This window comes from Rhodopseudomonas palustris BisB18 (genome assembly GCF_000013745.1).
Classification (GTDB): domain Bacteria; phylum Pseudomonadota; class Alphaproteobacteria; order Rhizobiales; family Xanthobacteraceae; genus Rhodopseudomonas_A; species Rhodopseudomonas_A palustris_F.
In genome coordinates this window covers 2,951,797-2,966,484 of sequence record NC_007925.1, presented here as the reverse complement: position 1 = coordinate 2,966,484, position 14,688 = coordinate 2,951,797, and the positions used below count along the sequence as shown (strand labels likewise).

The following is a 14,688-nucleotide window of genomic DNA, read 5'->3' as shown; positions in this document are numbered from 1 at the left end:
CAGCAGCATGGCTCAGTTCTTCATCAACCGGCCGGTGTTCGCCTGGGTCATCGCGATCTTCATCGCGCTGATCGGCGTAATCGCCATGACGCAGCTTCCGGTGTCGCGCTTTCCGACGATTGCGCCCCCCAGCGTCAGCATCTATGCGACGTATACGGGCGCGACGCCGCAGACCATCAACGACAGCGTCGTCACGCTGATCGAAAGGGAATTGTCGAGCGTCAAGAACCTGCTGTATTTCGAATCGACCGTGGATACGTCCGGCAGCGCCAGCATCACCGCGACGTTCAAGCCGGGCACCGCGCCCGACCTGGCCCAGGTGGACGTGCAGAACCGTCTGAAGGCGGTTGAACCGCGTCTTCCCGAGGCGGTTCGGCGTATCGGCGTCACCGTGGAATCCGCGGCCTCGGACTTCCTGATGATCGTGACGCTCAACTCGCCCAACGGCGCGTACGACGAACTCGCGCTCGGCGACTATATGACACGACACATCGTGCAGGAGCTGAAGCGCGTGGACGGCGTCGGCCGAGTGCAGACCTTCGGTTCAGAAAAGGCGATGCGCATATGGGTCGATCCCGCCAAGCTGGTGTCCTATTCGCTGTCGCTGGCCCAGATCACGGCTGCAATCCAGGCGCAGAACGCCCAGATCGCACCGGGCAGGGTGGGGGCGGAGCCGACGGTCTTGGGCCAGAAAGTCAGTATTCCGCTCACTGTCTACGGACAGTTGCAGACCCCCGAGGAGTTCAGGGCGATCGTTCTGCGCGCCGAAAGCGATGGCTCCAAGCTGGTGTTGGGCGATGTCGCGCGCGTCGAACTTGGCGCTCAGAGCCTTAGCTTCGCGACGCTCGAAAATGGCAAGCCGGCCACCGCCGCGGGCATCCAGTTGGCGCCGGGTGCCAACGCGGTGCGCGCCGCCGCCGCTGTTTATGCGCGCCTTGCCGAACTCGCGCCGGCGATGCCGGAAGGCATGAGCTATGCCGTCGGCTTCGACACCGCGCCGTTTGTGAAGATCTCGATCGAGAAGGTCGTCCATACGCTGATCGAGGCCATGGTGCTCGTCGTTCTGGTGATGCTGCTGTTCCTACAGAACATCCGATACACGCTGATCCCGGCGATCGTGGCGCCGATCGCGCTGCTCGGCACCTTCGCGGTGATGTGGATCGCCGGATATTCGATCAACGTGTTGACGATGTTCGGCATGGTGCTGGCGATCGGGATCATCGTCGACGACGCCATCGTCGTGGTCGAAAATGTCGAACGGATCATGGCCTCCGAGGGCCTGCCGCCCAAACAAGCCACCCAGAAGGCCATGAAGGAGATCACCGGCGCGATCATCGGGATCACCCTGGTGCTGTCCGCAGTGTTCATTCCGATGGGACTGGCGAGCGGTTCGGTCGGCGCGATCTATCGGCAGTTCACGCTGTCGATGGCGGTGTCGATCCTGTTCTCGGCGTTCCTGGCGCTCTCGCTCACGCCCGCGCTTTGCGCCACGCTACTGAAGCCGATCGCCGCCGGCCATCACGAGAAGAAAGGTTTCTTCGGCTGGTTCAACCGCAGTTTCAACCGGCTGACGGAAGGCTATGCCGGCTTCGTCGCGGCGTTGCTGCGCAGGACTGGGCGCATGATGGTCGTTTACGCCGTCATCGTCGCCGCGCTGGCCTACTGCTACACGCGGCTGCCGTCGTCGTTCGTCCCGGCGGAGGATCAGGGCAACTTCATGACCAGCTTCACGCTGCCCGCCGACGCGACGGCCGAACGGACCCTCAGTATCGTCAAGCAATACGATGCCTATGTCGCGACGCGAGCCGCGGTGGCGAGCAACACCTCGATCATCGGCTTTGGCTTCTCCGGCTCCGGATCGAACGCGGCGTTGGCGTTCACCAGCCTGAAGGATTGGGGCGAACGGACCTCGACCGTCGGCGACGAGGTCGCCGCCGCCACCGCGGCGATGGCCAAGGTCCCCGAGGGCACGGTCATGAGCATGAAGCCGCCGGCGATTGAATCGCTGGGCACCACCAACGGCTTCGCGATGCGCCTGGAAGACCGCGCCAATCGCGACCATCCCGCCTTGATGGCGGCCCAAGCCAGACTGCTTGAGCTGGCCGCGCAAAGCAGGCTGGTCAGCGGCGTCTATCCTGAAGGCCTGCCGAACGGACCGAGCGTGCGGCTGAAGATCGACCGCCAGAAGGCCGAAGCCCTCGGCGTGCCTTTCACCATGCTCAGCGATACGCTGACCGCGGCGATGGGGTCGACCTATGTGAACGACTTTCCGAATGCCGGACGACTGCAGCAGGTGATCGTGCAGGCCGACGCGCCGAACCGCATGCAGATCGACGATGTTCTGAAGCTCTACGTCCGCAACAATGCCGGCGGCATGGTGTCGTTGTCGGAGGTGGTCACCCCGGAGTGGGGCGAGGAGCCGCTGCAACTCGTGCGTTACAACGGCTACCCCACCGCGCGCATTGCCGGCAACGCCGCAGCAGGGGTCTCAAGCGGCGACGCCATGGCGGAGATGGAGCGGCTCGCCGCGCAGCTGCCGGCCGGCTTCATGGTGGAATGGACCGGTCAGTCGCTGCAGGAGAAGGACTCCGCGTCGCAGGCCCCGATCCTGCTCGCGCTGTCGATGCTGGTGGTGTTTCTGGTGTTGGCGGCGCTGTATGAAAGCTGGTCGATCCCGCTTTCGGTGATGCTGGTGGTGCCGCTCGGCATTCTCGGCGCCGTGCTCGCCGTGCAGATTCGCGGGCTGGAGAACGATGTGTTCTTCAAGGTCGGACTGATCACCATCATCGGGCTGTCGGCCAAGAACGCGATCCTCATCGTCGAATTCGCCAGGAGCCTGCGTGCCGAGGGACGGGAATTCGGCGATGCCGTCATCGAAGCCGCTCGGCTGCGCTTGCGGCCGATCCTGATGACATCGTTTGCCTTCGCGCTCGGCGTCGTCCCGCTGATGGTGGCGCGGGGAGCCAGCGCCGAGACCCAGCACGCGATCGGAACCGGGGTGTTCGGCGGCATGCTATCCGCCACCGTGCTGGCGGTGCTGTTCGTGCCGGTGTTCTACGTCGTCGTGATGAAACGCTTCGGCTCGCGCAAGAGCAACGGCGTGGCTCGCTCGACATAGCCGCGGTTGGCCACTCCGGCCGTCGCTTGGAGCGGCTTTCTCCAAATTTCAGATTCTGCGGCTTATCGCGTCAGGCTTGCCGCGATGGAGCGGGCAACGGAAGCATGGGTGGCGTTGCGCTGGTCGTCGGAGCCGGCCGTTTCGGTAAGATAGGCGGCAATGATCAGAGGCGCCCGATCTTGCGGCCAGATCACCGCCACGTCGTTGCTCGACCCGTGGCTGCCGCTTCCGGTCTTGTCGCCAACGCGCCAAGACGACGGCAGTCCGGCTCGCAACCTGGCGCCGCCGGTCTTGCAGTCGATTAGCCAGGTGATCAGACGATCCCGCGAGCCTGGCGAGAGCGCGGTCCCGACGGCAACCGCCTGGACGGCGCGGGCCATCGCGGCGGGTGTCGTCGTATCGCGGGGATCGCCCGGCGTGGCTTCGTTGAGATCCGGCTCCATGCGATCGAGGCGTGTCGCCTCGTCACCGAGGGAGCGGGCGTATCGGGTCAAGGCGGCGGGGCCACCGAGCCTGGTCAGCAGCAGATTGGCTGCCGTGTTGTCGCTGAGCACGATCGCCGCTTCGCAGAGTTCGGCAACCGACAGGTCTTTTCCGACATGCTGTTTCGTTGTCGGCGCGTACGAAAGGATATCCTCGGGGGCGATGCGTAGGCGTCGATCGAGCCGTTCAGTTCCGGCGTCGACTCTGGCCAATATGGCCGCTGCAGCGATGAGCTTGAACGTGCTGCACATCGGGAAACGCTCATCGAGCCGATAGCCGACGAGGGCGGCAGATTTGGTATCGAGAACCGCAACGCCAAGTCGGCCGCCGCTTGTTGCTTCGATCTTGGCAAAGCTCGCCGCCAACGCCGCGAAACCATCTGCGCCATCGGACGCGACAGACGATCCCGGCCGCAACGCCAGACAGGCCCCCAGCACTGTTGCCAAAGAGCGTTCGGTGAAGTGGCGTCGTGTGTACATAGGATCTCCTGCAGGTATCTCCCCGTCGGTATGCCGCCGCGCAATGACATGCTTATTGCGAAGCTTCCAGAAAAGTGCCGGAGCGTCTCGCAACTGACCTGCCCCTGAATTTACATCCATTTGCTATTAGAGTCTCGTCGAATGTTACGCCGTTCGGCGCGGGCTGAACAACGTGCGATCGGCGGAGATGGTCGGGGTTGCGGAGCCGATCGCACGTTGCTGCCGGACGTGACGAACGTGCCTGTTGCGGTTCGCAGCGTTTGCTGGCGGCGCGGGCGCATTCTCCGTTTGGATCAAATCGTCCGAAGCTAAGCGAAGGCAAAGGAAAGATCCGGCAGCCGCTTTTGGTGACAAGCCTTCCCGCCGAGGTCAATTTGAAATCAGCCGGCATTTTGACGGTCAGATTGACGCGCTCCATCCATGCGGGATGTGCTCGCTGCCGGACCACCCCCCCGGTCGATAATATATCCCAGCAAAATCAGACATATGACCTGCGGATCGGGTTCCGATCACGAATGGCACGCGCCTTGCGATGACGATGTCACGGCTGCTGGCCATCTCCGCCGCAGCGTTTCAGATGAACGGCAATGCGATGTCCAAACGAATACTGCTTCCACAAGAACTGATGCCCGAAGGGCGCGAGTATCTCGAAAGCCGCGGCTATCAATTGGTGACCGGGTCCGGAATGGATGAGGACCATGTCATCCACGACATCCCGGAATGCGACGGGATCATCGTGCGCCTATCGCCGATGTCAGCGCGCGTCTTTGATGCCGCCAAGAAACTGAAGGTCCTGGTGCGGCATGGCTCGGGCTACGACACGGTCGATCTGGCGGCCGCCAAGAAGCACGGCGTCACCGTCCTCAACGCGCCGCTGGCCAACAGCACCTCTGTCGCGGAACTGGCGCTGTTCTACATGCTTCACTGCTCGAGAAATTTCCGCTTGGTGCAGCAAACGATGTTGGTCGACTACTACAAGGCCAAGCTGGATACGCCGAAATCCGAGATCGCCTGCAAGAAGCTCGGCCTGATCGGCGTCGGCAACATCGGCTCGCGCGTCGCCAAGATGGCGCGGGGTTTCGACATGCAGGTGATCGGGTTCGATCCGTACAAGACGCAGGCGGATATGCCGGAAGGCGTCGAGCTCACGCAAGACTTCGATCGCATCTTCACCGACTGCGATTTCGTTTCGCTGCACTGCCCGTCCACGCCCGAGACAAAGGGATTCGTTAACGCCAGGCAGCTCGGGCTCATGAAAGGCAGTGCGGTCCTGATTAATACGGCGCGCGGCACCATCGTGAACGAGGACGATCTCTACGGCGCTCTCACCAACCGCAAGATTGCCGGCGCCGCGCTCGATGTCCTGGCGGTCGAGCCGTTCAAGCCCGACCACAGGATGCTCAAGTTGGACAACGTTGTCGTCGCCCCGCACATCGGCGCCGCGACGCGGGAAGCGACGCACCGTGCATCCCTGCATTCGGCGATCGGAATTCACGAGGTGCTCTCGGGACAAAAGCCGTCCTGGCCCGTTCCGGGCTTCTGAAATCATCAAAAAGGAGAAAAAAGATGCCCGTCGGAAACCGAGTTTTCCTGAAGCGAAATAATACCCCGAAGCACATCGTCGAGCAGTTCAAGGAACTGCCCGCGTCGAATATTGCGGACACCATGAACCGCCTGTGTGCTCTCAGTTCACAGATCCGCCTCGTCTCCCGGCCGGAAGCCCCGATCATGGCTGGCCCGGCCCTCACGGTGAAGGTGCGTCCGGGCGACAATCTCATGCTGCACATGGCCCTCGACATGGCCGAGCCCGGCGATGTCATCGTGGTTGCCAACGAAGGCGATCGTAGCCAGTCCTTGCTGGGCGAGATCATGGCGGCTTACGCCCTCCACGACCGCAAGGTCGCCGGGATCGTGCTGGACGGCAATATCCGCGATCTCGATGCGATCTCCAAGATGAACTTTCATCTCTACGCCGCCGGCACCACGCCGGGCGGTCCCTTCAAGGCGGGCCCGGGCGAGGTCAATGTGCCGATCGCGATCGGCGGCATCGCCGTGCATCCGGGCGATCTCGTGGTCGGCGACGCCGACGGTGTGATCGTGGTGCCGTGTCGGGACGCCGAGGCCGTACTCGCGTTGGCCAAACCTTATTCGGCCGCCGACCAGGCCAAGGTGGTCGCCGCCAAGAACGGCACGGCAAAGCGGGCGTGGGTGAAAGAATCCCTGCTCAAAAGCGGCGCCGACTTTATCGACGACGTCTATCGCGCCTAGTCGAGGTCACGGCCGAAATGTGAGGCGTGGCGTCCGCGTTCGGCGGGTGCTGCGTCTTCGCTCCCGACCACATGACTCCGCATCGCTGGCCGGTCGTGGTTTGCCCAGTCCGCTTAGGGCTCTGAAGCACAAAAAAGAGGAAAACACCGTGGCTCCCCTGTCATCTATCGCCATCCCGGCAACTCAACTGCAACAAGCACAAGGAGGAATGAGCGCCATCGGCCGCTATTGGCCGATGCTCTTGGTGGTGGGCTGTCCGCTGTTCTTCTGGGTTTCGCCGCATCCGGTCGGACTGAGTGTCGAGACCTGGCGGATGGTGGGAGTCTACCTGGCTCTGCTGAGTGGCATCGTGTTCCGGCCGTTCACCGATGCGGTGATCGTGCTGATCATCCTGGGCTTCGGCTCGTTGTTCTACGGGCCGGAAATCCTGCTGAAGGGTTACGGCAATTCCATGGTGTGGTTCATCCTGGTGGCCTTCCTGATCTGCCGGGCCTTCGCGATCACCGGACTTGGCAAGCGCATCGCCTATCTCCTGCTTAAGAAGTACGGGCGTTCGTCGTTGGGGCTCGGTTACTTGATGCTACTGACGGACCTCGCACTCGCGCCGGCGACCGCGTCCAACATGTCCCGGACTGGGGGGATCACTTTTCCGATATTCAGGAACATCGCCGAGACTCTGGGCTCGCAACCCGGCCCGTCGGCGCGCAAGATCGGCGCTTATCTCTCGATCCTGATGTATGTCATCTCGATGGGCACATCGACGTTCTTCCTGACGGGAATGGCAACCAACTCGATCACGGCCTCACTCGCCAAGCAGGTCCTCGACGTGAACCTGACGTGGATGACATGGTTCGTCGCCTCGGTCGTGCCGAGCGGCCTGTTGCTACTCGCGGCGCCCCTGATCATCTACAAGCTCTATCCCCCCGAACTCCGCATCCTCAAAGGGATCAAGGAAATAGCTGAAGCCGGGCTGGCCGAACTTGGACCGATGAAGCGCTCCGAGAAGATTCTGCTGATCTTGTTCCTGTTCGCGGTGTTGGGTTGGATGACCGGGGCGTACACCGACATCAGCATGCAGGCCGTTGGTCTTGCCTTCCTGGCCGCTCAATTGCTCACGAAGGTGATGACCTGGGATGACCTGATCCAGGAGAAGAGCGCCTGGGCGACGTTCGTCTGGTACGGCGGCTTCTTTGGCTGTGCGACCGTGCTGGCGGCTGGCGGCTTCTACAAGTGGTTGGTCACGATCGTCCAGGCCTACGTCACACTCTCGGACATCGGGCCGAACGTCGCCATCGTCACGCTCGTGGGGATCAGCATGCTGGCACGGTACTTCTTCGTGTCCAACAGCGCGTTCGTCGTGTCGTTCTATCCCGTCCTGTTCACCCTCGGTCTTTCGACGCAGGCGAGCCCCATGCTCATCGCGCTGTCGCTGGGCTTCTCGGCGGGCTACGGCTCGTTGCTGACGCACTACGGCAATGGTGCGGGCGTGATCACGTTCGCCGCGGGCTATGTCCCTCAGAAAACGTTCTGGGGACTGGGGACTGCGATGGCTCTCATTAGTGCCATTGTCTACTACGTCATCGGCGTTCCCTATTGGAAACTGATCGGGCTGATCTGAGTCCGATGCTTTCGCGTGGGCGACGCGCTGTCCAGGCGCGTCGCCTAAAGCAGACAGCACTGACTGCCCCGTTGCCATCACTCGAAGCCGCCTAATCGCCCGCCACGAGCTGATCCCGACCTCGCTTCTTCAGACTCCTCTCCGCAAACCGAAAGGAACATCACTTGGCCACGTATTCGATCGATCGTCGCGCCATGCTCGCCGGCTGCCTCGGAATTCTTCCGTCGCTCAGTCTCGGACGGAGCAGCGCGGCCGAGGTTGTGCGAGCGTCCGCTGGAACCGATGGACCCGTCGCGAAGGCTCCGCACGGCGCCACCGACTGCCACTTCCACACCTATGACCGGCGCTATCCGGCCGCTGGTGGCGCATCGCTGCTGCCGGCGGACGCGCTGCCGGATGACTATCGTGGCTTGCAGCGCCGTCTTGGGACCAGTCGCGGCGTGATCGTCCAACCCTCGACATATGGAACGGACAATTCGCTGCAACTGGCGTCGATGGAGGCCCTGGGCCGCGACCGTTTCCGTATGGTCGCAGTGGTTGCGGAGGATGTCCCGAACGCCGAACTCAAGCGCCTGGACGGGCTCGGCGTGCGTGGCGTGCGCTTCAACCTATCACTTCCTGGGCCGCTCACAGTGAGCTCGCTGAAGGTGCTCGCCCCTCGGCTTGCCGCACTCGGGTGGCACTGCCAGATCAACATGACTCCGAAGCAGATGGAAGACGAGCAGGCGCTGTTGTCGGAGCTGCCGGGGCAACTGGTGTTCGACCATTTCGGACAGATCCCGCAACCTGCCGGTACTGGGAGTCAGTCCTACGCAATCATCCGGCGCCTCCTGGACCGAGGTAATACCTGGGTCAAGCTCTCTGGCGCCTACCTCCGCAGTATCGACGGTGCTCCTGGCTACGCCGACTCCGGCCGCATCGCCGCGGCGTTCGTTGCGGCAGCACCGCAGCGCATCGTCTGGGGTAGCGATTGGCCGCACCCGACCAAGTCGAACGACGCCAAGCCGGACGACGCCGTGCTGTTCGACCGCCTGGCGGACTGGGCCGGAAGCCCGGAGATGTTCAGCCGCATTCTCGTCGACAATCCTGCCGTCCTCTACGGCTTTCCCCCGCTTTCGTGATCCGAGGTTCGCACAATGACTTATTTTTCGCCGCCACGTCGGTTGGAAACCACCGTGTTCTCGCGGCTTCCAGACCGCTTCCGCAAGCCGCGCCGCACCACGTGGGCCGACGCGAACCAGGGGGGACGACCGATCGATTCGTTCCTTGAGGGGCCGTCCTTCGACCAGCAGGGCCGCCTATACGTCACCGACATTCCCTATGGTCGCGTTTTCCGGGTCGATGCCGAGGGAAACTGGGAACAGGTCGCCGAATATGATGGCTGGCCGAACGGATTGAAGATCCATCGCGATGGCCGCATCTTCATCGCTGACTATAAGCGCGGGATCTTGCTGCTCGATCCCGACAAAGGAAACGTCGAACCCATCTTGGAGACAGCGGGGTCAGAGGGATTTAAGGGCGTCAATGATCTCGTCTTCGCGCCTTCAGGAAATCTCTATTTCACCGATCAGGGCCAGACGGGGATGCAGGATCCGACCGGCCGGGTCTGGTGTCTGACGCCGGAACACCGGCTCACTTGCCTCATCGATACGGTGCCCAGCCCAAACGGAATCGTGGTTGATGCCCATGAGTCGGTGCTCTTATTGGCGGTGACCCGGGCAAATCAGATTTGGCGCATTCCGTTGCTGGCCAGCGGCATTGTCGCCAAGGTTGGCATCTTTGCCCATCTGCACGGTGGTCCGGGTGGTCCGGACGGCCTCGCGCTCGACGAAGCCGGAAATCTGCTCGTTTGTCACACCGGGTTCGGCTCGGTGTGGCGGCTGTCACCGGTTGCCGAGCCGCTTGATCGCATCGTGTCCTGCGCAGGCGTCGGCACGACGAATATTGCCTTCGGCGGCCCGGAGAGAAAGTTCGCCTTCATCACCGAGAGCCGCACGGGCACCATCTTGCGCGCTGAACTCGATATACCCGGCCTTCAGATGTACTCGCATAGCGCTTGAGCACGGCACGGCGATCGCCGCGTCGGCTTTGTATCGGCAGTGCGCTCTCCTGCGCTGCGGAGGAACTGCGCTATCAGAGAAAATGGTGAGTACGGCGTCATTGTCGATCAGCGCTGTTGAAGCGCTGATCGACAATATCGACTACATTCCGGAGCCTGCGGAGTTGTTCACTCCGGTTATGCTTCCTCGGCGGGCAGCGACGATCGCATCGTTGCGCGCATCCGTGCTGACGATCAGAGCCCGTATTGCTTCTTTTTCCGTCCCAGCGTGCTCGGGCTGATGCCGAGAATGATGCTGGCTTTCTCTCGATTGCCGGTCGTGATGTCTAGGGCTTCCGCGATCAGGTCCCGCTCCATCTTCTCCAGCACGTTTTCGTCGTCCGGGGCCAAGGTCGATGGTCGCTGCTGCGCGGCCCCCTGAACGGATGCGCCTGCAGCTGTCCCGAGCAAGTCGCAGACCTCGGACAAGGACATTGAGGGCTGGTCGTACAGAACGTTCAGGCGCTCGATGAAGTTGCCAAGCTGGCGGACGTTGCCGGGCCAGGAATATACGTTCAGAAATCTTTGGGCGTCTGGTGTGAACGACACCTCCCTGCGGCCCGCCCTGCCCATGAAGTGGCGTATGAGTGTCGGCACGTCGCCGGTGCGTTCTCGCAGTGGCGGAAGCTCCAATTCCAGTGTGTTGAGGCGGAAATAGAGATCCTCCCGAAATCGTCCGAGCTTGACTTCGTTGTCGACGTTCTTGTTCGTTGCGGAAATCACACGGACATCCACAGGAACCAACTTATCATCGCCGATCCGCTGCACTTGGCGTTCCTGGATGACGCGCAGAAGCTTCGCTTGCATTTCGATGGGGATCTCGCCGATCTCGTCGAGGAATACGGAGCCGCCATGTGCGAGTTCGAAGATGCCGGACTTGCCTGCGTCTTTCGCGCCCGTGAATGCCCCCCGGACGTAGCCGAAGAGCTCGCTTTCCAGAACGTTGTTCGGCAGTGCCGCGCAATTGATTGCGACGAAGGGCTTACTGTGCCGGCGGCTGTGATTGTGGATGCTTTGGGCGAACAGCTCCTTTCCGGTGCCGGTTTCGCCGATGATCAGCACTGAACTTTCAGACAACGCGAATTTCTTGGCGCGTTCGATGGTGTGGTGGATCGCTTCGCCCTTGCCGACGATGTCTTCGAAGCGAATGCGAGCAACGTGACCTTTCGCGATATGTTGTTGCCGGATTTTCTGGCTGATGCCCTGGATGTAGTCGCCTTCCTGAACGGTTAGCACCGTCCCGCCGCCGTTCTCGCCATAGTCGATCGGCGACGCATTGAAAATCAATGTCGCCTTGCCTGAATTGACGATGCGGCTTCGAATAGGCTCACCGTTGGTGATGGCGATCCGGGAATCGCTCTCCGGCAGTATAGTATTGATATTGTCGCCACGTCCGCATCCGAGCAGGCGATGGGCATGGTGGTTCAACTCGAAAATCGTGCCTGACCCGTCGACGCCAAGAATGCCTTCATTGGCGCAGTTCAATATCGCTGAAACGATGTTGTACTGGCGATCGAGGTTGAGAACATATTTCAGCGTGTGGCGCGCCTGCTCGACGGCCAGTCGAATTGCCATTTCGTCGGCGTCGCCCATAATTGCGGCAATGCCGAACCGCTTGGCCATGCGCGCGACGCTCAGGCCGCCGATCACCACGCGAATTCCGCGCGCCTGCAGTTCCTCAAGCGCCTCCTCGATCTCCCCACTCTCGCGGATCACCCGCGTGAAAATGGGTATCCCGCACATCTCCGAGTAGTTTTGCATGATTTCCGCATAGAGCGGGAATGCCACGGTCGCAATTTTGTCGGAGACTTCGAGCGCCTGCTGAACGACCTTATGGACGCCGAAATAGTCGTGATGGATCTCCACGACGGGCGGGGTGAAGTGCTTCCGGATCAGGTCCGCAGTCCCGCCTCGGCTGATGATGACACGGGCGCCAGCCTTCACCTCCGCCTCGACCAGGGGCAGGACGTTGAACAGATCTTCCTCATAGACCCGAAACGACTCGCCCATGTCGGCCAGGACCCGCTTGATCGTCTTGGTCAGAGACGTCGTCACCGAAAAAACGACGATGTCGTGTGACATGGAAGGCAGTTCCCTAGATCTTAATCCGGCCTGAGCGTCTTGCACCGGTCCGGGGGGGGGGGGGGGCCGCATCGGTGACGCACGTGTGGATCAAATGCCGGCAGCCATATTGACGTGCGTCAAAGTATGTCATCCAGGCCGCGCGGCCTAACTGTAAATCTGCGTCGCATTTGACTCCAATAGGCGCCAAGACAGCGCCCACCCGACGCGCCATAAGTTGCGCGATTCATTCCAAATTATGGCCTGGCCTGGGGTCAACGTTGGACGCCGAAAGGGGGCAATATTCGGAGCCGAAACACACGGAGTTCTTATCGCTGCGAGCGGCCTTGCGTGAGTCGCGGACTGGCGCATACGCTGATTGCTTGAACTGAGCACCGTCAGCGGTCGGTTTGGCGGTTGCGGTCCAATATTCGGCTCTGACGTGGACATTTCCGGTTTACGCTTCGTCGACTGAAGTGGTTCAATTGCGGCCTCTTCTCGAGGGCGACTTCGTCACCGGCCCCCTGCGATGGCATCATAGTCCTTCTGCCTACGTTAAGAATGCCGTAGGAGGTGGCCGAAACGAGGATTTGAGATGGCCAAGCAGACCGTTAAGAAGCCACCCGTACTCAAGGGCGTATCGGCCGCCGAACGCGCATTGGCGGTTTTGACCGCGTTCCGCCGGGGCGACGGCGCCTTGAGCCTCGCCGAGTTGGCCGAGCGGACCGGTCTGGTCAAGAGCACGATCCTGCGGCTTGCATTGTCGCTGCAGCGATATCGGCTAATCGCACGCCTTCCCGACGGCAGCTACCGGCTTGATGCGGAGACCTTGCGCCTCGGGACAGCCTATCAGCAGGCGTTTCGTCTGTCCGACCATGTCATGCCCGTGCTCGAACAGCTCGCCGCGAAGACCGGAGAAACGACGTCCTTCTATGTTCGGAACGGCGACGAGCGGCTGTGTCTGTTTCGGGTGGAGACCACCAACCGGATCCGCATGGCCGTGCAGCCGGGCGATACCCGTCCGATGGACAAGTCCGCCATTGCGCAGACGCTGCGCCGATACGAATCCGGGCCGCCTGGACCTGACGACGAGCTGCCGCTGTTCACTTCGGGCGTGACGGATCCTCATGCGGCCGCGCTCGCCATGCCCGTGTTCGGCATCGGTGAATCGCTGGTCGGCGCGCTGGCCATCTCCGGGCCTATCAGCCGGCTTACCACGGCGCGGGCGGAGCAGGCCAAGGCACCACTGGTCGAGGCTGCCCACAAGCTCACAATGGCCTGCGGGGGCACCGTGTCATCTGCAGACGCAAAGCGCAGCCGGCGAAAGACCAACGCGTAGAACGCAACGTCGTTTCATTTTTCTTGCCCGACTAATCGGCCCGGCTTATAAGCCTCCCCATAATAAAAATGGGAGGATGAACGTCGTGGCATCAACTGCATTCACGCGGGGGACGGTTTTGGCCGGACTCGCTGTATCCGCTGTCGCCGGACTTGCGAAGGCGGCGGAGGTTCGGTGGTCGAGCGGCTCGGAGAAGCCGCGCTTCGTTCCGCCGCCGGGCGCCACGGATTGCCATTTCCACACCTATGACAAGACCTATCCGGCCGCAAAGGGCGCGACGCTGCTGCCCGAAGTCGCTCAATGACGTTCTTCAGTCCGCCGCGCCGGATCGAAACGAGCGTTTTCACAGCGCTTCCGGACCGTTTCCGCAAGCCGCGCCGCACCGCCTGGGCGGATGCCAACCAGGGCGGCCGCGAGATCGACGGCTTCCTCGAGGGGCCATCCTTCGATCGGCAGGGCCGGCTGTACATCACGGATATTCCGTATGGCCGCATCTTTCGCGTCAGTGCGGACGGCGAATGGGAGCTCGTCTCGGAATATGACGGCTGGCCGAACGGGCTGAAGATTCACCGCGACGGCCGCGTGTTCATCACCGACTACAAGCGCGGGATCATGCTGCTGGATCCCGCCAGCGGCAGCGTCACGCCGGTCCTGGAGACGGCGGCAAGCGAGAGTTTCAAGGGCGTGAACGATCTCGTCTTCGCGCCGTCGGGCAATTTGTACTTCACCGATCAGGGCCAGACCGGGATGCACGATCCCACCGGCCGGGTCTGGAAGCTCACGCCCGATGGCCGTCTCAGCTGCCTGATCAACACGATCCCGAGTCCGAACGGCATCGTCGTCGATCCAGCGGAGAGTTTTCTGCTGGTGGCGGTGACGCGGGCCAACCAGATCTGGCGCGTGCCACTGCCGACCAGCGGCCTGACCACCAAGGTCGGCATATTCTCTCATCTGCACGGCGGCCCCGGCGGCCCCGATGGACTGGCGCTGGACAATGCAGGCAACCTGCTAGTCTGCCACACCGGCTTCGGCTCCATATGGCGGCTGTCACCGCTGGCAGAGCCGCTCGATCGCATCGTCTCCTGTGCGGGCGTCGGCACGACGAACCTTGCTTTTGGCGGACCGGAGCGAAAGAGCCTCTTCATCACCGAAAGCCGCAGCGGGACGCTGCTCCGCGCCGAGCTCGAAACACCGGGCCTGCCGATGTTCTCGCACGCCCTCTAG

Annotated in this window: 11 protein-coding genes; 9 read left to right on the top strand and 2 right to left on the bottom strand. The window is 62.1% G+C overall.

What is annotated here, in order from left to right; all coding sequences use genetic code 11:
* Positions 1-7: 7 nt before the first annotated feature.
* On the top strand, positions 8-3,118 hold the full coding sequence (locus RPC_RS13675) for a multidrug efflux RND transporter permease subunit (protein WP_011473173.1): 3,111 nt from the start codon (positions 8-10) through the stop codon (positions 3,116-3,118).
* 62 nt (positions 3,119-3,180) lie between these two features.
* Here the strand turns inward: RPC_RS13675 and bla are convergent, their stop codons facing one another.
* Positions 3,181-4,080 (bottom strand): class A beta-lactamase, encoded by a 900-nt coding sequence (gene bla / locus RPC_RS13670; protein ID WP_011473172.1) that lies wholly within the window; start codon positions 4,078-4,080, stop codon positions 3,181-3,183.
* 538 nt (positions 4,081-4,618) lie between these two features.
* Between bla and RPC_RS13665 the strand changes: the two genes are divergently transcribed.
* The 5 genes from RPC_RS13665 to RPC_RS13645 all read left to right on the top strand — a co-directional run bounded on the left by RPC_RS13665 (position 4,619) and on the right by RPC_RS13645 (position 10,026).
* A complete protein-coding gene (locus RPC_RS13665) occupies positions 4,619-5,623 on the top strand; it encodes a hydroxyacid dehydrogenase (RefSeq protein WP_208855616.1) in 1,005 nt (334 codons plus the stop codon).
* Positions 5,624-5,646: 23 nt separating this feature from the next.
* Positions 5,647-6,348, top strand: a complete 702-nt coding sequence (locus tag RPC_RS13660) for an RraA family protein (RefSeq protein WP_011473170.1) — start codon at positions 5,647-5,649, stop codon at positions 6,346-6,348.
* A 208-nt stretch (positions 6,349-6,556) separates the two neighbouring features.
* The gene (locus RPC_RS13655; protein WP_011473169.1) at positions 6,557-7,966 is read left to right on the top strand and encodes a DASS family sodium-coupled anion symporter; all 1,410 of its coding nucleotides are present in this window, start codon (positions 6,557-6,559) and stop codon (positions 7,964-7,966) included.
* A gap of 164 nt (positions 7,967-8,130) precedes the next feature.
* A complete protein-coding gene (locus RPC_RS13650) occupies positions 8,131-9,087 on the top strand; it encodes an amidohydrolase family protein (protein ID WP_415914707.1) in 957 nt (318 codons plus the stop codon).
* A 15-nt stretch (positions 9,088-9,102) separates the two neighbouring features.
* A complete protein-coding gene (locus RPC_RS13645) occupies positions 9,103-10,026 on the top strand; it encodes an SMP-30/gluconolactonase/LRE family protein (protein ID WP_011473167.1) in 924 nt (307 codons plus the stop codon).
* 233 nt (positions 10,027-10,259) lie between these two features.
* Here the strand turns inward: RPC_RS13645 and RPC_RS13640 are convergent, their stop codons facing one another.
* Entirely contained in the window at positions 10,260-12,146 is a 1,887-nt protein-coding gene (locus RPC_RS13640; RefSeq protein ID WP_011473166.1) for a sigma 54-interacting transcriptional regulator, read from the bottom strand.
* Positions 12,147-12,720: 574 nt separating this feature from the next.
* Here RPC_RS13640 and RPC_RS13635 point away from each other — a divergent pair.
* From RPC_RS13635 to RPC_RS13625, 3 genes are all read left to right on the top strand, one after another.
* On the top strand, positions 12,721-13,464 hold the full coding sequence (locus tag RPC_RS13635; RefSeq protein ID WP_011473165.1) for an IclR family transcriptional regulator: 744 nt from the start codon (positions 12,721-12,723) through the stop codon (positions 13,462-13,464).
* A gap of 76 nt (positions 13,465-13,540) precedes the next feature.
* Positions 13,541-13,768 carry a hypothetical protein gene (locus RPC_RS13630; RefSeq protein ID WP_208855615.1) on the top strand — a complete coding sequence of 76 codons (228 nt, stop codon included), beginning with the start codon at positions 13,541-13,543 and terminating at the stop codon, positions 13,766-13,768.
* Complete coding sequence (locus RPC_RS13625) at positions 13,765-14,688, top strand: SMP-30/gluconolactonase/LRE family protein (RefSeq protein WP_011473164.1); 924 nt, start codon at positions 13,765-13,767, stop codon at positions 14,686-14,688. Before RPC_RS13630 ends, RPC_RS13625 begins: the two co-directional genes overlap by 4 nt.